14 protein-coding genes and 6 tRNA genes are annotated in these 17,246 nt (G+C 50.4%); 1 reads left to right on the forward strand and 19 read right to left on the reverse strand.

Going from position 1 to position 17,246, the window contains the following annotated elements:
* Positions 1-35: 35 nt before the first annotated feature.
* From ACOZIO_RS18570 to miaB, 9 genes are all read right to left on the reverse strand, one after another.
* Entirely contained in the window at positions 36-761 is a 726-nt protein-coding gene (locus tag ACOZIO_RS18570; RefSeq protein WP_013576488.1) for an amino acid ABC transporter ATP-binding protein, read from the reverse strand.
* A complete protein-coding gene (gene gltK / locus ACOZIO_RS18575; RefSeq protein WP_129952051.1) occupies positions 758-1,435 on the reverse strand; it encodes a glutamate/aspartate ABC transporter permease GltK in 678 nt (225 codons plus the stop codon). The genes ACOZIO_RS18570 and gltK overlap by 4 nt, the downstream gene beginning before the upstream one ends.
* Positions 1,436-1,437: 2 nt before the next feature.
* Positions 1,438-2,178 (reverse strand): amino acid ABC transporter permease, encoded by a 741-nt coding sequence (locus tag ACOZIO_RS18580; RefSeq protein ID WP_095921162.1) that lies wholly within the window; start codon positions 2,176-2,178, stop codon positions 1,438-1,440.
* A 189-nt stretch (positions 2,179-2,367) separates the two neighbouring features.
* On the reverse strand, positions 2,368-3,264 hold the full coding sequence (locus ACOZIO_RS18585) for an amino acid ABC transporter substrate-binding protein (protein WP_129952050.1): 897 nt from the start codon (positions 3,262-3,264) through the stop codon (positions 2,368-2,370).
* Between the two features lie 434 nt (positions 3,265-3,698).
* Positions 3,699-5,228, reverse strand: coding sequence for an apolipoprotein N-acyltransferase (lnt, locus tag ACOZIO_RS18590; protein WP_421595574.1), 1,530 nt, complete (start codon positions 5,226-5,228; stop codon positions 3,699-3,701).
* A gap of 7 nt (positions 5,229-5,235) precedes the next feature.
* Entirely contained in the window at positions 5,236-6,114 is an 879-nt protein-coding gene (corC, locus tag ACOZIO_RS18595) for a CNNM family magnesium/cobalt transport protein CorC (protein WP_015698153.1), read from the reverse strand.
* 98 nt (positions 6,115-6,212) lie between these two features.
* A complete protein-coding gene (ybeY, locus tag ACOZIO_RS18600; protein WP_129990588.1) occupies positions 6,213-6,686 on the reverse strand; it encodes an rRNA maturation RNase YbeY in 474 nt (157 codons plus the stop codon).
* Positions 6,683-7,741, reverse strand: a complete 1,059-nt coding sequence (locus tag ACOZIO_RS18605; protein WP_129952048.1) for a PhoH family protein — start codon at positions 7,739-7,741, stop codon at positions 6,683-6,685. The genes ybeY and ACOZIO_RS18605 overlap by 4 nt, the downstream gene beginning before the upstream one ends.
* A gap of 355 nt (positions 7,742-8,096) precedes the next feature.
* Positions 8,097-9,521, reverse strand: coding sequence for a tRNA (N6-isopentenyl adenosine(37)-C2)-methylthiotransferase MiaB (gene miaB / locus ACOZIO_RS18610; RefSeq protein ID WP_129952047.1), 1,425 nt, complete (start codon positions 9,519-9,521; stop codon positions 8,097-8,099).
* Between the two features lie 186 nt (positions 9,522-9,707).
* Here miaB and ubiF point away from each other — a divergent pair, with 186 nt between their 5' ends.
* Positions 9,708-10,892, forward strand: coding sequence for a 3-demethoxyubiquinol 3-hydroxylase (gene ubiF / locus ACOZIO_RS18615; RefSeq protein WP_421595575.1), 1,185 nt, complete (start codon positions 9,708-9,710; stop codon positions 10,890-10,892).
* Between the two features lie 101 nt (positions 10,893-10,993).
* Here ubiF and ACOZIO_RS18620 read toward each other — a convergent pair.
* The 10 genes from ACOZIO_RS18620 to nagA form a co-directional block, all read right to left on the reverse strand.
* Positions 10,994-11,068, reverse strand: a tRNA-Gln gene (locus ACOZIO_RS18620).
* Positions 11,069-11,112: 44 nt separating this feature from the next.
* A tRNA-Met gene (locus ACOZIO_RS18625) sits at positions 11,113-11,189 on the reverse strand.
* A 92-nt stretch (positions 11,190-11,281) separates the two neighbouring features.
* Positions 11,282-11,356, reverse strand: a tRNA-Gln gene (locus tag ACOZIO_RS18630).
* A gap of 70 nt (positions 11,357-11,426) precedes the next feature.
* Positions 11,427-11,501 (reverse strand) — tRNA-Gln (locus ACOZIO_RS18635).
* 23 nt (positions 11,502-11,524) lie between these two features.
* A tRNA-Leu gene (locus tag ACOZIO_RS18640) sits at positions 11,525-11,609 on the reverse strand.
* 7 nt (positions 11,610-11,616) lie between these two features.
* Positions 11,617-11,693: transfer RNA gene (locus ACOZIO_RS18645), tRNA-Met, on the reverse strand.
* A gap of 228 nt (positions 11,694-11,921) precedes the next feature.
* Complete coding sequence (gene asnB / locus ACOZIO_RS18650; RefSeq protein WP_129952045.1) at positions 11,922-13,586, reverse strand: asparagine synthase B; 1,665 nt, start codon at positions 13,584-13,586, stop codon at positions 11,922-11,924.
* 361 nt (positions 13,587-13,947) lie between these two features.
* Positions 13,948-14,700 carry an HAD-IIA family hydrolase gene (locus ACOZIO_RS18655; protein ID WP_037040039.1) on the reverse strand — a complete coding sequence of 251 codons (753 nt, stop codon included), beginning with the start codon at positions 14,698-14,700 and terminating at the stop codon, positions 13,948-13,950.
* Between the two features lie 57 nt (positions 14,701-14,757).
* Positions 14,758-15,981: a DNA-binding transcriptional regulator NagC gene (gene nagC / locus ACOZIO_RS18660; protein WP_129952044.1), complete on the reverse strand. Its 1,224-nt coding sequence runs from the start codon at positions 15,979-15,981 to the stop codon at positions 14,758-14,760.
* A 20-nt stretch (positions 15,982-16,001) separates the two neighbouring features.
* Entirely contained in the window at positions 16,002-17,141 is a 1,140-nt protein-coding gene (gene nagA, locus ACOZIO_RS18665) for an N-acetylglucosamine-6-phosphate deacetylase (RefSeq protein WP_129952150.1), read from the reverse strand.
* Positions 17,142-17,246 lie beyond the last annotated feature (105 nt).

A 17,246-nucleotide genomic window follows, 5' to 3' on the forward strand; every position in this document is an offset into this window, starting at 1 on the left:
AATGCGGGCAGGTGTTATTTTTGACTCAGTGCGGATCAGTGCAGGATCTTCGCCAGGAAATCCCGTGCGCGGTCTGATTCAGGATTATTAAAGAAATCGTCTTTGTTGCGATCTTCTACAATCTTGCCTTCATCCATGAAAATCACGCGGTTGGCCACTTTACGGGCGAAGCCCATTTCGTGCGTTACCACCATCATTGTCATGCCTTCGTTTGCCAGCTCCACCATGACGTCGAGGACTTCATTGATCATTTCCGGATCAAGGGCGGACGTCGGTTCGTCAAACAACATCGCGATCGGATCCATACATAACGCACGGGCAATTGCTACACGCTGCTGCTGGCCACCGGAAAGCTGGCCGGGAAATTTATTGGCGTGCGCCGATAAACCGACACGGTCCAGCAATTTCAGCCCTTTATCTTTCGCTGCCGCTTTGTCACGTTTTAACACTTTAACTTGCGCCAGGGTCAGATTATCAATGATAGAAAGGTGTGGAAACAGTTCGAAATGCTGGAAAACCATCCCTACTTTTGCACGCAGTTGTGCCAGATTGGTCTTCTTGTCATTGACCGGCGTACCGTTGACCAGGATCTCGCCTTTCTGAACGGGCTCGAGGCCGTTCACGGTTTTTATCAGCGTTGATTTTCCTGAGCCGGAAGGCCCGCAAACCACCACAACTTCACCTTTTTTAACTTCGGTGCTGCAATCGGTAAGCACCTGAAAGTGCCCGTACCATTTAGAAACATTCTTCAGTGAAATCATGAAACGGTCCTTTTCTTCAAATAACGCACCAGCAAGGAAGCACAAAGGCTGATAACAAAATAAATAAATCCTGCAAACAGCACCATCTCGACCAGCGTACCGTCACGATCGCCAATGTTAGAGGCACTGCGGAAGAAGTCTGCGAGGCCCAGAACATAAACCAAAGAGGTATCCTGGAATAAAACGATAGCCTGCGTCAGCAGTAATGGCACCATCGCGCGGAAAGCCTGCGGCAGGATAACCAGCTTCATGGATTGCCATTGTGTCATGCCCAGCGCCAGTGCGGCGGAGGACTGACCACGGGCGATACTGATAATCCCGGCACGGATAATTTCTGAATAATAGGCCGCTTCAAATAGCGCAAATGCCACCATCGCAGAAATCAGGCGGATATCGGTTTTAGGCGAGAGACCGAGCACCTTTTGCAAGAAACCCGGCACGATCAGGTAAAACCAAAGCAAGACCATGACCAGCGGAACGGCACGGAACAGATTGACGTATGCCGAGGCAAACCAGCTGATAGGTTTGAACGTCGACAGACGCATGACCGCCAACAGGGTGCCCCACAAAATACCCACCACAATGGCCAGTGAGGTGATCTTCAGCGTGATGATCATGCCTTGCCATAAATAGGGCAGGCCGGGACCAATAGAACTCCAGTCGAATTCATGCATGCTTATTTCCCTCCCATGTTGCCCGGCAGGCGGACTTTACGTTCTACGAAATGCATCAGCAGCATGATGACGGCATTGATAAGGACATAAGCAACAGTGATTGCTGTGAATGATTCATATGCATGTGCGGAGTAATCCAGCAGCTTACCGGCTTGCGCGGCCATATCAACCAGGCCAATGGTCGAGGCAATAGCGGAGTTTTTCACCAGGTTGACCATCTCTGAGGTCATTGGCGGGACGATCACGCGGTAAGCATTGGGTAACAGCACATAGCGGTAAGTTTGCGGCAGCGTAAGGCCCATCGCCAGACCGGCATTGCGTTGTCCGCTTGGCAGAGACTGAATCGCTGCACGTACCTGTTCGCATACGCGGGCGGCGGTAAACAGCCCAAGGCAAATGACTGAGGAGGTAAAGAACTGCACGTCAGGTGCCAGTTCAGATTTAAACCACATGCCGATATTTTCAGGCAGCAGTTCAGGGACCACCAGATACCAGATAAAGAATTGCACGATTAATGGCACGTTACGGAATAATTCGACGTAACAAGTCCCTATACCTGAGAGGATGCGGTTTGGAACGGTACGCAAAATACCGAACAGAGATCCGACGAAGAAAGCGATTATCCATGCGCAAATTGACAGTGCGACAGTGACCTGAAATCCATTCCAAATCCAGCCCAGATAAGTGGTGTTACCGAAGGGGGCTTGCTGCAGAAAAATGCCCCAGTTCCAATCTATTGACATAAAAACTCCGTAAAGCGGGTAAAGGCTTACCCATCTGAGTGATGACGCAATTCGCCTAAAGTGAATGGGAAAGAATGCGGGGTGGGGAACGACCACCCCGCATCTGTATCATCACAGGTTGGTGGTCCAACCTTGTATTTTAGTCACTTTTCACTCTTCTCTTGGTTATACCCGTCCATTTGGTATGACTTACAGCGCCTTATCGTTTGGCGCTTTGAACAGAGCTTTCATGTCATCGGACAGCTCAAAGTTCATATTCAGGTTTTTCGGAGGAATAGGTTTTTTGAACCAGGTTTCAAACCACTTGACTGCCTCACCGGAGGTTTGCGCCTGCACGATGGTGTCATCAACTAATTTTTTAAACTCAGCATCATCTTTACGCATCATGCAACCATAAGCTTCTTTAGATTGCGGCGTACCGACGATTTCCCAGTTATCGGGTTTCTTGGCTTTCGCACGTTCACCCGCCAGCAGGGCATCATCCATCATGAACGCTACTGCACGGCCCGTTTCCAGCGTACGGAAGGAATCACCGTGGTCTTTTGCACTGATGATGCGCAGATCCAGTTTCTTCTCTTCGTTGAGTTTGTTGAGCAGAACTTCAGAAGTCGTACCGGAAGTGACAACAACAGTTTTGCCTTTCAGGTCAGTGAAATCTTTAATCTCTGAACCTTTTTTCACCAGCAGACGCGTACCAATCACAAAGATGGTGTCAGAGAAGGCCGCTTGTTGCTGACGTTCCAGGTTATTGGTTGTTGAACCACACTCAAAATCGTAGGTGCCGTTTTGCAGCAGCGGGATACGGTTCTGTGAAGTGATTGGCATCATTTTGACTTGCAGATTTGGCAGGTTCAGTTTTTTCTTCACCGCGTCAACGATAGCGTCAGAATAGTCCTGTGAATAACCCACAACTTTTTGTTCGTTGTTGTAGTAAGAGAATGGCACTGAGGATTCACGGTGACCCACCACGATAACGCCATTGTCTTTAATTTTTTTCAGGGTGCCGGTCAGTTCTTCTGCGTGAGCAAAGCTGCTTACGGTAACGCTTGCCAACAGTACTGATAACGCCAATTTGCGCAATTGCATGTCCAACTCCTTGCTGTCATTAGGGATCCAAACTCAGGGATCAGAAAGTACTAATGCCTCGTCATATGAAGCTAGAAAATAGCTGAATGTGAATATTATGAAACCACATTGTTTCTTTTTTGAGACGAGACACGCACCAAATCAAAGCAATCAAACGGCTATGCACTGAGAAAGTGCATGAGGAAGAGCGTGTTTGTACCGAAATGATGCATTCCGTCATAAAAAGTAACTAATCAGATATCTTTCAATCAGATGTAGCAAGAGTCATGCCAGATGACCTGATTTAACTTCACAAGCGGACAAAAAGGCAGCGCTTAATACCGCAGTCGAAACAATCGGCAGCAGGTAAAAGGGGGAGAATCGGGGGGAAGAAAGCGGTGCTACAAAAAAGAACAGGCACCCCGGGTGCCTGTTTTAAAACGCAGTGCTTTTACTTAGGATTTACGGCGACCGAGCCACAGCGCAACTGCCGCCATGACTGCCGTAGCAAACCACACCGGCCACCAGCCAGCACGGGCATAAGGCGTCATGCCCGTGGTCGGCGTGACCTTCACGTTCAGCACCTGGCGGGTAAACTGAGGAATTTCGTGGGTCACATCCCCCTGTGCATTCACGACGGCGGTAATGCCGTTATTGGTGCTGCGCAGCAACGGGCGGCCCAGTTCCAGTGAACGCATACGCGCCATCTGGAAGTGTTGCCACGGGCCAATCGAATGACCGAACCAGGCATCGTTTGAAATCGTCAGCAGGAAGTTGGTGTCCGGCCGCAGGTTGTCGCGCACCTGCTCGCCAAAGACCACTTCGTAACAAATTGCAGTCGTCAGATTGAGGCCGCTGACAAACAACGGTTTCTGCACGTAATCACCGCTGGTCAGCCCGGACATCGGTAAATCGAAGAACGGGGCCAGGGGGCGAAGAATAGCCTCCAGCGGCACAAACTCACCAAAAGGCACCAGATGATGTTTGTTGAAGCGGTTTTCGTCAGGATAGTGATATTGCTGTTCGCCACCGAGCACAATGGCGCTGTTATACACCTTCATACCCTCTTCGTTGCGACGGGCATCAATAATGCCGGTAATGAGCTGGGTGTTTTGCGCGCGATAGAGATTATCCACCATGCTCAGGAAACCCTGCTGATCGGATTCAATGTCAGAAATTGCCGATTCCGGCCAGATGATTATGCTGGATTTGCCTACGTACGGACGGCTGAGATCCAGATAGGTCTGTAACGCACTTTCCAGCGCTTTCGGATCCCATTTCATGGATTGTGGAATATTGCCCTGGACCAGGGCAACATCAACTGTTTTATCCGGCTGTTCCTGATACCAATGGATATAACGCAGCGGCCACGGCAGGAGCAGCATCGCGGCAGCAATAATCGCCGGTGTGACACGACGCTGATAAACAGCGTAGACAAGCAATCCGCTCAGGGAGGTCAGTAAAAGGGTGATACCGTCGACACCGGTGATCGGCGCGAGACCTTTCAGAGGCCCGTCGATCTGGCTGTAGCCGAACTGTAGCCATGGGAAGCCTGTCAGCACCCAGCCGCGCAGAAATTCGGTTATTTGCCACAATGCCGGTGCACCAAGTGCCAGTTTCCACCAGGTGGTTTTTGGCCACAGTTTGCTGAACAAGCCCACAAACAGCATTGTGTACAGCGACAAATAGGCCGCCAGCAAAACGACCAGGAAAAGGTTAATGGCTTCAGGCATGCCGCCAAAGGTGGCAATGCTGACATACACCCAGTTGACGCCACTGCCAAACAGCCCCATTCCCCAGAAGAAGCCGAGCAGCGCTGCCTGCGCCGGGCGGCGATCCAGCGTTAAGGCCAGCAGTCCACAGAGTGAAATAATTGCCGCAGGCCAGAAGTCATAAGGGGAAAATGACACCGTGCCACAGGCACCGAAAAAGAGCGCCAGCAGGGCGCGAACCCGCTGGCGTTGATATAAAGAGGCAATTGCCATGGAGTGATTATTCTTCCAGTATCGGTTGCGGCGCGTCGTCCGGTATTTTTACGTGAACCTGAATGATACGACGGCTATCGGCCATCGCAACCTTGAACAGGTAACCGTCGATTTCAATGCTTTCACCACGCGCCGGTAAATGGCCGAATGACTGCATGACCAGCCCCCCAATCGTATCGACTTCGTCGTCACTGTAATGGGTCTGGAACACTTCATTAAAATCTTCAATTGGTGCAAGAGCGCGGACGGTATAGGTATGACGGCTGAGCTGGCGGATATCCAGATCTTCTGCTTCGTCGTATTCATCATCGATTTCACCGACGATCAGTTCGAGAATATCTTCGATGGTCACCAGACCGGAAACACCGCCGAATTCATCCACGACAATTGCCATATGGTAACGCTGTGAGCGAAATTCTTTCAGCATGCGATCTACGCGTTTGCTTTCAGGAACAACGACTGCGGTTCTCAGCACTTTATCGATGCTGAATGGCTCAGACTCTGTGCGCATAAACGGCAGCAGGTCTTTGGCCATCAGGATGCCTTCAATGTGATCCTTATCTTCGCTGATCACCGGGAAGCGAGAGTGTGCAGATTCGATAATGACATCGAGGCACTCTTCCAGCGGCTGATTGCGTTTTAGCGTGATCATTTGTGAACGTGGGATCATGATGTCCCGGACGCGCTGCTCGGCGATATCCATCACGCCTTCCAGCATGTCACGGGTATCGGGGTCGATCAGATCATTTTGTTCTGAATCACGGATCAGCTCAACCAGGTCACCACGGTTTTTAGGTTCACCGTGAAACAACTGGCTAAGGATAAGGGAAAAGAAGCCCTTCTTGGGACTGGGGCTGTCACTATTTTGTGAATGGTCATCGCTCATGGCGTTTGGTTTTTTTTACTCGTAGTTAGTGAAAATTAGGCCAGGCGCCTGCGGATAAAATGTTATCGGGCAGACGTCAGGCGAGTTTACGGTGGATCTTAATTATCTTCTTTCTCTGAAATGTAGGGGTCAGGATAACCCAGACCCTGCATGATCTCAGTTTCAATCGATTCCATTTCTTCGGCTTCTTCGTCAACGATATGGTCATAACCCAGCAAATGCAAACTACCGTGAATGACCATATGCGCCCAATGGGCCAGAAGTTCTTTGTCCTGCTCTTTGGCTTCTTTCTCAACCACCTGACGACAAATAATCAGGTCGCCAAGGAGTGGCATCTCCATACCCGGAGGTGCTTCGAACGGAAAGGATAGCACGTTGGTCGGTTTATCCATCCCCCGATAAGTCATATTAAGTTCATGACTTTCAGGGACATCGACCAGCCGAATTGTCACTTCCGATTCTTCCTGAAATTGCGGAAGCACCGCCTCAAGCCAGGTCTGGAAGTCATTTTCTGACGGTAAACCTGCTGCATCTTCACAGGCAATTTGTAAATCGAGAATTACCGTATTCATTGACTGACCTGTTGTGTCGCATTGTGCTGATGTTCTTGTTTACGGTCTGCGGCAATCGCATCGCGGCGTTTTTGATCTTCTTCTTCCCAGGCTTCGTAGGCGACAACAATGCGCGCAACTACCGGATGACGTACCACGTCTTCACTGTGGAAGAAGTTAAAACTGAGTTCCCCGACTGACGAGAGGACTTCAATCGCATGACGAAGGCCTGACTTCTGATGACGCGGTAAGTCGATTTGCGTGACGTCACCGGTGATTACCGCTTTGGAGTTAAAACCAATACGGGTCAGGAACATCTTCATCTGTTCAATCGAAGTGTTCTGGCTTTCATCAAGGATAATAAAGGCGTCGTTCAATGTACGGCCACGCATGTAAGCCAGCGGGGCGACTTCAATAACGTTGCGCTCAATCAGTTTTTCAACTTTCTCAAAGCCGAGCATTTCAAATAATGCGTCATACAGCGGGCGCAGATAGGGATCGACTTTCTGACTGAGATCGCCGGGCAGGAATCCCAGTTTTTCACCCGCTTCAACGGCAGGACGGGTCAGCAGGATACGACGTACTTCCTGACGCTCCAGGGCATCCACTGCAGCAGCCACGGCCAGATAGGTTTTACCGGTCCCCGCAGGGCCAATCCCGAAGGTAATATCGTGGTCGAGAATGTTGGCAATATACTGCGCCTGATTAGGCGTGCGCGGCTTTACCATGCCACGCTTGGTCTTGATGATCACGGCCTTGCCGAAATCAGGTACGCTTTCTGCCGTTTGTTCCAGCACACGGCTTTCTTTGATCGCCAGATGAATTTTTTCAGGATCAATATCCTGGATTTCACCGCGCAGCGGCGCAGTGTCTACGTATAAATCACGCAGGATGTCGGCGGCTGCCGCAACAGGCAGGCTCTTTCCGACCAATTTAAACGTGTTATCACGACGGTTGATTTCAACGCCCAACCGGCGTTCCAGTTGTTTGATATTGTCATCAAACGGCCCGCACAGGCTCAGCAAACGCTGGTTGTCTTCGGGCTCCAGTAAAATCTCTTGTGTTACAACGTTCAAACGAATCCTTTGGGTCGCTTCGGACCAGTTTACCCTTCATATTTCAAGCCGCAGATGCGTTGGCTGTATTCACTCACCCGAATTTGCCGCCTTACTGCAACTCGAATTATTTCGGGTACGTTTTATTAAACACCCGGCTGATAACTACTTTCAGCCGTCAACCATACCTGAGTTAATAATACATGCCCTTGGCAAAATATGCTGCACGGTGGCAGCCGTTGCAGGTACCTTCATCCGGATATGCGGCCTTTGCTGGAAAATTAAACCCTTGTGATGAAGTTATTACCGAAAATCTCAAAAGAAACAGGACGCCGGAGCGCCCTGTTGTTTTAAGGTAATGCCTCTTTCTGATGGTTTAGGGTTGATACACTCCAACGCCCAATTCATTTTCTTTACGGGTGCGTTCGATAACAGATTGCGGAGATTCATGCAGGCGAAGCGCCATCTGTTCTTCCGTGCGGACAACCACACCGCGCAGCGAATTGGCATAAACATCGACAATTTCGACATCAACGAACTTACCAATCATATCCGGCGTACCTTCGAAATTGACCACGCGGTTACATTCGGTCCGGCCCGTCAGTTCCATAATGTTCTTGCGGGATGTCCCTTCCACCAGAATGCGCTGAACGGTGCCCAGCGTGGCGCGGCTGAAACGCATAACCTGCTGGGTAATTCGGTCCTGTAACAGCGCCAGACGTTGTTTCTTCTCGTCCATGCTCACATCATCAATCATGTCGGCTGCCGGTGTACCAGGACGCGGAGAATAGATAAAGCTGAAACTGACGTCGTAATTGACCTGCGCAATCAGATCCATCGTACGTTCAAAATCTTCGTTCGTTTCGCCAGGAAAACCGATGATGAAATCTGAACTGAAATGAATATCGGGGCGTGCGGCGCGTAATTTACGGATCGTCGATTTGTATTCCAGCACCGTATGAGGGCGTTTCATCATCGTCAGTATACGATCGGAACCGCTCTGGATCGGCAGGTGCAGGAAGCTCACGACTTCTGGCGTGTCTTTATATACCTCGATGATATCATCAGTAAATTCGACCGGATGGCTGGTCGTGAAACGGATACGGTCAATGCCGTCAATGGCCGCCACCAGACGCAGCAATTCCGCGAAGGTACAGACGCCGCCATCAAAGGCCTCACCACGATAGGCGTTAACGTTCTGACCCAGCAGATTAACCTCACGCACGCCTTGCGCGGCCAGTTGCGCGACTTCAAACAGGACATCATCGCACGGGCGGCTAACTTCTTCGCCACGGGTGTAAGGCACCACACAGAAGCTGCAATATTTATTACAGCCTTCCATGATGGAAACAAAGGCTGTCGGGCCGTCTGCGCGGGGTTCCGGCAGGCGGTCAAATTTTTCAATTTCAGGAAAGCTGATATCCACGACCGGGCTTTTGGTGCCGCGTACATGGTTCACCATTTCCGGCAAACGGTGCAGAGTTTGCGGGCCGAAGACGATGTCGACGCAAGGCGCACGTTTACGCAGCATTTCTCCTTCCTGCGACGCAACGCAACCCCCGACGCCGATGATGATATCCGGGTTTTTCTTTTTCAGTAATTTCCAGTGTCCGAGCAGGCTGAACACTTTCTCCTGCGCTTTTTCCCTTATTGAGCAGGTGTTCAGCAGCAGGATATCTGCTTCATCAGCGTTATCCGTCAGCTGGTAACCATGGGTGCTGTCGAGAAGGTCAGCCATTTTGGATGAATCATATTCATTCATCTGGCAGCCCCAGGTTTTTATGTGCAGTTTTTTAGTCATCAGCGTGTCAGTACTCAATACGGGGAACGTTAGATCGGCAGTGCCGCAGTGCATAGCCTATTCAGGGGGGCTATTGTAAACCCTCACTCCAGTGCTGACCAGTGCAGGAAAACAGCTTAGGCCCTGATGCTGACACAAAAATCCGGTACACTTCGCATAATGAACCGAACAGAAAGCCGGAACACAATGAATAATTCTGATAAGACATTTGATGCAGTGATTGTCGGTGGCGGCATGGTTGGTGCTGCAGCCGCACTGGGGATGGCGCAGCAGGGATTGCAGGTCGCACTGATAGAGAACGAAGCGCCTGCCGGATTTGACCCGTCAGCGCGCGCTGATTTGCGCATCTCCGCGATTGGTTGCGCATCAGTACGCTTTTTACAGAAACTGGGAGTGTGGGATGCGGTTGAAAAAATGCGCTCAGTACCGTACCGCCGTCTGGAAACCTGGGAAGCGGACGGCTCTGAAGTGAAATTCGATGCGCAATCCCTCGGATTACCGGAACTGGGCTTCATGGTCGAAAATCGGGTACTTCAGCTCGCGCTGTGGCAACAGTTCGATGCCCATAACAATCTGACCCGTTTTTGTCCGGCAAAGTTACGCCATCTTTTACAGCACGGTGATAAAACCTGGTCACTGCAACTGACTACCGGGGATTTGCTGCGCACGAAACTGGTTATTGCCGCCGACGGTGCGAACTCCCTGGTGCGCCAGCTGGCGGGAATTGGGGTGGACGGGTGGGAATACCGTCAGCACTGCATGCTGATTAATGTCGAAACTGCCACGCCGGATCAGGACGTGACGTGGCAGCAATTTTTCCCTTCCGGCCCGCGGGCGTTTCTGCCATTGTCCGGCAATCAGGCCTCGCTGGTCTGGTATGACAGCCCGCAGCGTATCCGTTACCTGAAAACGCTGAATATGCAGCAGCTCACGACAGAAGTGATGCAGGCCTTCCCGGCACGTCTGGGCACGGTGAAAGCAATATCTGCAGGTGCGTTTCCGCTGGTTCGACGCCACGCTCAGCGTTATGTCTTACCGGGGCTGGCGCTGGTGGGTGACGCGGCACATACCATTAATCCGCTGGCCGGGCAGGGCGTGAACCTCGGGTACCGCGACGTGGAAGCGTTATTATCGGTGCTGGAGAAGGCACGTGACCATAATGAAGCCTGGAGCAGCGAAAAAGTGTTGCGGCGCTATCAGCGCCAGCGTCGTCTGGATAATCTGCTGATGCAAAGCGGGATGGATTTATTCTACACCGCCTTCAGCAATGATCTGCCGCCGGTGAAAGCATTGCGTAATCTGGCGCTGATGACTGCTCAACGTGCAGGTGTGCTGAAAATCAAAGCGCTGAAATATGCTTTAGGGATTTAACAACCTAAAGGCTGGCGATGAACACCTTTGCCGGCCTTTTTTGCAGGATAGTAGAAGTGTAGAAAAGCAAAAGGCCTGCTAAAAAGCAGGCCTTTCTAATGTGGCTGGGGTGCCAGGATTCGAACCTGGGTATGCTGGTATCAGAAACCAGAGCCTTACCGCTTGGCGACACCCCAATTTTGTTTCTCACTACCTTTTGAGCAGTGTACTGCAAGTAAAATGGTGGCTACGACGGGATTTGAACCTGTGACCCCATCATTATGAGTGATGTGCTCTAACCAGCTGAGCTACGTAGCCAAATTTTACTGACTTACTTCAAAACTTCAAGCACTAATTTAACTAACTTAATAATAAATTTCAAGTGCTTACCAATTATACAGAAAGAAGTATGGCTGGGGTACCTGGATTCGAACCAGGGTATGCTGGTATCAAAAACCAGTGCCTTACCGCTTGGCGATACCCCAACAGTACAACTTCTTCAAACTGGATTTTCCTCACAACCACATCAATATAACAATGTGAAAGGTAAGAAAATGGCTGGGGTACCAGGATTCGAACCTGGGAATGCTGGTATCAAAAACCAGTGCCTTACCGCTTGGCGATACCCCAACTGTGCTACCGATGTCTGGAAATGGTGCGGGAGGCGAGACTTGAACTCGCACACCTTGCGGCGCTAGAACCTAAATCTAGTGCGTCTACCAATTTCGCCACTCCCGCAAAAAGATGGTGGCTACGACGGGATTCGAACCTGTGACCCCATCATTATGAGTGATGTGCTCTAACCAACTGAGCTACGTAGCCATCTTTTTTCGCGCTACCTTCATCGGCGTTGCGGGGCGCATTATGCGTATATGACCGTTTTGCGTCAACACCTTTTTTGGAGAAAAAGGCCGGAGGGCGTCCATTTGTCTGGCTTATAACCACTCTGGTGATTAATTGGGCAAAAGACATTATTTTTACTGGCTTTCCTCATAAAAAAACGGGCCCTGAGAGGCCCGTTTGCTATAAGGAGATTTACCGGTAAATCGGTTATTTGTAGGCGGACTGATGCACGCCAACAGCACGGCCTGACGGATCGTCCATGTTTTTGAATGCTTCATCCCACTCGATCGCTTTCGCTGAAGAACAGGCTACTGACGGACCGCCAGGCACACATTCTGCCGCACTTGGCACCGGGAACAGTTCTTCAAAAATCGTACGATACAGGTAGCCTTCTTTTGATGTTGGTGTGTTGTACGGGAAACGGAAATGTGCAGTTTCGAGCTGTTGATCGGTGATCTGCTGAGAGGCCACTTCTTTTAAAGTATCGATCCAGCTGTAACCTACACCATCAGAGAATTGTTCTTTCTGACGCCATGCAACGCTGTGTGGCAGATAAGACTCGAAACATTCACGCAGGATATGCTTTTCCATCTTGCCATTACCGCACATTTTGTCTTTTGGGTTGATACGCATTGCGACGTCGAGGAATTTTTTATCCAGGAACGGTACGCGGGCTTCCACACCCCAGGCTGACATCGCTTTGTTGGCACGCGCACAGTCATACATGTGCAGAGCCAGTAATTTACGTACAGTTTCTTCGTGGAATTCTTTGGCATTCGGCGCTTTGTGGAAATACAGATAACCACCGAGGACTTCGTCCGCCCCTTCGCCGGACAACACCATCTTGATACCCATCGCTTTGATTTTACGCGACATCAGATACATTGGTGTTGACGCGCGGATCGTCGTGACATCGTAAGTTTCGATGTGATAAATCACGTCGCGGATCGCATCCAGACCTTCCTGCACGGTGAAATGAATTTCGTGGTGCACTGTACCCAAATGGTTTGCCACTTCCTGAGCTGCACGCAGGTCGGGGGAACCTTGCAGGCCGACGGCAAAGGAGTGCAACTGCGGCCACCAGGCTTCGCTCTGATCTTTATCTTCGATACGGCGGCCGGCAAATTTCTTGGTAATGGCAGAAATTACGGAGGAATCCAGGCCACCGGATAGCAGGACGCCGTAAGGCACATCAGACATCAGATGACTTTTCACCGATTCTTCCAGCGCATCTTTCAGCGCTGTGGCGTCGGTCACGTTGTCTTTGACATTGTCGAAGTCAAACCAGTCGCGCTGGTAGTATTCGCGAATTTCACCGTCCTGGCTCCACAAATAACTGCCTGCCGGGAATTCTTTGATGGTGCGGCATACCGGCACCAGCGCTTTCATCTCTGAAGCCACATACATGTTGCCGTGTTCGTCATAACCCATATACAGCGGGATGATGCCTAAGTGGTCACGGCCAATCAGATACGCGTCTTTTTCGGTGTCATAAAGGATGAAGGCGAACATGCCTTGCAATTCATCGAGGAAGGCAGGGCCTTTTTCCTGATACAACGCCAGAATAACTTCACAGTCAGACGCAGTCTGGAATTCATACTTATCGCCCAGTTCAGCGCGCAAAGCCTGGTGGTTGTAGATTTCGCCATTAACAGCCAGAACATGCGTGTGTGCCGCGTTGTACAAAGGTTGTGCGCCGTTGTTGACGTCGACAATAGACAGACGCTCATGCGACAGAATGGCTTTATCGCTGGCAAACACACCGGACCAGTCGGGTCCGCGGTGACGCATCAGGCGCGACAGTTCCAGCGCTTTTTTGCGCAGCTCGACAGAGTCAGTTTTGATATCGAGCACACCGAAAATTGAACACATATTACTTTCTCCCTAACGACGTTTCTCTGGCTGTCATTTTTATGATTACGAATGAGGATCAACGTTGCCGTTCTTTCAGTTTTAACCCGGCGTTGTTGTGTTGCTGACTATGAAAATGCGTCAAAACCCCCATGTTGTGCAAGCGGTTTAACGCTCTTCTGATAAATAGTTGGTTGATGACGGGTTATCTTTGATGGATTATCAATTTTTAGGGTGTTTAATTAGCGGATTATTAATTTAATCGTCAAAAATTGAGGAGGATTCAAAAAAAGAGAAAATTGGATAAAAATCAGGCGAAAAGGTCAAAAAAAAGAGCCTGAATAAAAATTCAGACTCGTTTTCAGGCAGTTAACGGAAAGGCTTAAATCACGTCAATGTCGGCCACGGAAGGGTAAATCCAGGTCGGGCGGAAAGGCATGCCCTCTATATCATTGAGCGTAGAAACGCCGGTCAGCACCAGAACGGTTTCCAGACCTGCCTGGAAGCCCGCCAGAATGTCAGTCCGCAGATTATCACCCACGATGACGGTATCTTCGGAATGCGCCTGCATTTTATTGAGTGCCGAACGGATAATCCACGGACTCGGTTTGCCGACATAAAACGGCTGGCGTCCGGTGATTTTTTCGATAGGTGCACACAACGCACCGCAGGCAGGTACAAAACCGTGCCCGTGATTATCAGGATTCGTTGCGATAAAGCGCGCGCCGTTTGCCACGAAATAGGCGGCTTTATGGATCATGTCCCAGTTATAAGAACGGGTCTCACCGACAATCACGAAATCAGGATTGATATCGGTAATGGTAAAACCGGCTTTATATAATTCATGAATCAGGGCACCTTCGCCGACGACATAGGCTTTTTTGCCTTCCTGACGTTTGAGAAAATCAGCGGTGGCCATGGCGGAAGTGAAAAAAGCACTTTCAGGCACGTCAAGACCGGCAGCGCTGAAACGGTTTGCCAGATCTTGTGCTGTCTGGGAAGGGTAGTTAGTGAGAATGACCAAAGGCATCCCCTGTTCCTGAATCCGCGCCAGAAAACGGTCGGCACCGGGTACTGCGGTATTGTCGTGCAACAGCACGCCATCAATGTCACAAATTACGTTCTTTATCGTCATGATTTCCAAACCCACATTTTCAGTCCCATTTCTGGCAGCCAGATACTATAGCACGTCTTAATTTTCCATCAGGCGCTGTAACAGAACGCCATTTAACATTGCCCGTTTAACCAGGGCAAACGCACCAATCGCTGACTGATGATTCAGGGCGGACGTCACAACAGGTAAATTACGCCGGAAATCTTTCAGAACCTGCGCATTTATACAGTTCTGAATCGCCGGGAGCAGCACTTTATCGGCTTCGGTAATTTCGCCGGCTATCACCACTTTTTGCGGATTAAACAGGTTTATCGCGATCGAGACACCTTTACCCAACTGGCGGCCAACGTGTTCGATGACTTCGGTTGCCAGCGGATCGTGGCGGTTGGCGGCTTTGCAGATCGCTGAAATTGAGCAATCGTTCAGGCTGAGTTTGCTGGCATAACCTTGTGTCAGTAAATGACGTACCCGATTTTCGATGGCAGCGTTAGCCGCAACGGTTTCCAGACAGCCGAAATTACCGCAATGACAACGTTCGCCCAGCGGGTCGATCTGTATATGGCCAATTTCACCGACGTTGCCGTTACTGCCGAGAAAAATCTGGCCGTTAACGATGATTCCGGCACCGGTACCGCGATGTAAACGAACCAAAATAGAGTCCTGGCAGTCGCGGGTAGCACCAAAGTAATGTTCGGCAAGTGCCAGACTGCGGATATCGTGGCCAACAAAGCTGGTAACTTTAAACCGGGCCTCCAGCGCATCGACTAATTTCCACGCGCCCACGCTGATATGTGGCATATAGCGCACGATGCCTTTATTCGGATCGACCAGCCCCGGAAGGATGACGGAAATGGCAATCAGTTCGCGAATTTTGCGCTGATTAAATTCGATGAATTGCGCAATCGCCTCGAACAGGGCATTTTCGAGGGTTTCCTGAGTCCGTTCGGGCAGGGCGTAATGTTGTTCGGCCAGAGATTTGGCGCTGAGATCATAGAGTGTAATCGTCGCATCATGACGACCAAGACGCACTGCGACGGTATGGAAAGGGCGGGTTTCGGTGATGATAGAAATCGCGCGCCGACCCCCGGTGGAAGCCTGCTGGTCAACTTCTTTAATCAGCCCGCGCTCAAGTAATTGTCGGGTGATTTTGGTGACACTGGCGGGCGCTAACTGACTCATGTCAGCAATCTGAATGCGCGAAATGGGACCTTGTTGGTCAATCAGGCGGTAAACCGCCGCGCCGTTTAACTGCTTCACCAGATCAACGTTGCCGATTTGTGCCTGCTGTCCGCCAGTTGTCATCAATGCTTTTATCCGCTCAATTAAACTTCGTCACCATTAACGATAGTTTTTGTGATTTTAAAATCATGAGTGAACGCGGTGAGGTTGGCGACTTTACCTGCTTCGATGCTGCCCAGTTGATCGGCAACACCAATAGCGCGTGCCGGATAAAGCGTTGCCATACGCAGCGTTTCATCCAGAGCAATCCCGACATGTTCGACGCTGTTTTGCACCGCTTCAATCATTGTCAGGGCCGAGCCGCTCAGTGTTCCGTTTTCGTCCACACAGAGTCCGTCACGGTAGTATATTGTTTTACCGGCAAAAATGAACTCATCAATATTCGCGCCAGCAGGGGCAGTTGCGTCGGTGACCAGCACCAGCTTCTCACCTTTGAGCTTTTTCGCGTTGCGGATATTCGCCCAGTCGACATGCAGACCGTCAGCGATCACGCCGGTATACACTTCCGGCGTATCAAAAATTGCACCAATAAGACCAGGCTGACGACCTGTGATAGCAGGCATTGCATTATAAAGGTGCGTAGCAAAGCTGATACCTGCGGCAAAACCGGCACGTGCTTCAGCATAGGTTGAATTTGAATGACCTGCGGAAATGACGATTCCTGCTTCATGCAGCTGGCGGATATATTTTGCATCAACCTGTTCAGGTGCGAGCGTCAGTTGGGTAATTACATCCGCATTGGCGCACAGGAAATCAATCATTGCGCTGTCTGGCAGCCGGATAAAGGCCGGATTATGCGTGCCTTTTTTCAGCGGGCTGAGGTACGGTCCTTCCAGATGCAGGCCCAATGCCTGATTTGGATACTTTTCCAGATAGGTGCGCATGACGCTAATGCCGTGTTTCATGTAGTCATCGCTACAGGTGATGAGCGTCGGCAAGAAACTGGTACATCCGGATTTTTCATTGGCTTTCTGCATGATTTCTAACGTTTCTACTGAAATCGCTTCCAGTGAATCGTTGAACTGCACACCGCCACAACCATTAAGTTGCAGATCGATAAATCCGGGGGCAAGAATGGCACCATCCAGACTGCGGGTTTCCACATTCGCCGGCAATTCACTCACCGGGCAGACACGTTCGATTTTGCCATCGGCAATCACTACCGCGTGGTTATCCAGAACGTCATGACCGGTATAGACCCGGCCCTCAATCAATGCGTACATCATGCCCCCATTCCCCTAAATCCTTTGAGCCGCAGCGGCGTTGGCTGCCTTCACTCACTCCGGTCACTTACTTGAGTAAGCTCCCGGAGATTCGTTCAGTTGCCG

Source organism: Rahnella sp. PD4, assembly GCF_049199325.1.
Taxonomy (GTDB): Bacteria; Pseudomonadota; Gammaproteobacteria; order Enterobacterales; family Enterobacteriaceae; genus Rahnella; species Rahnella perminowiae.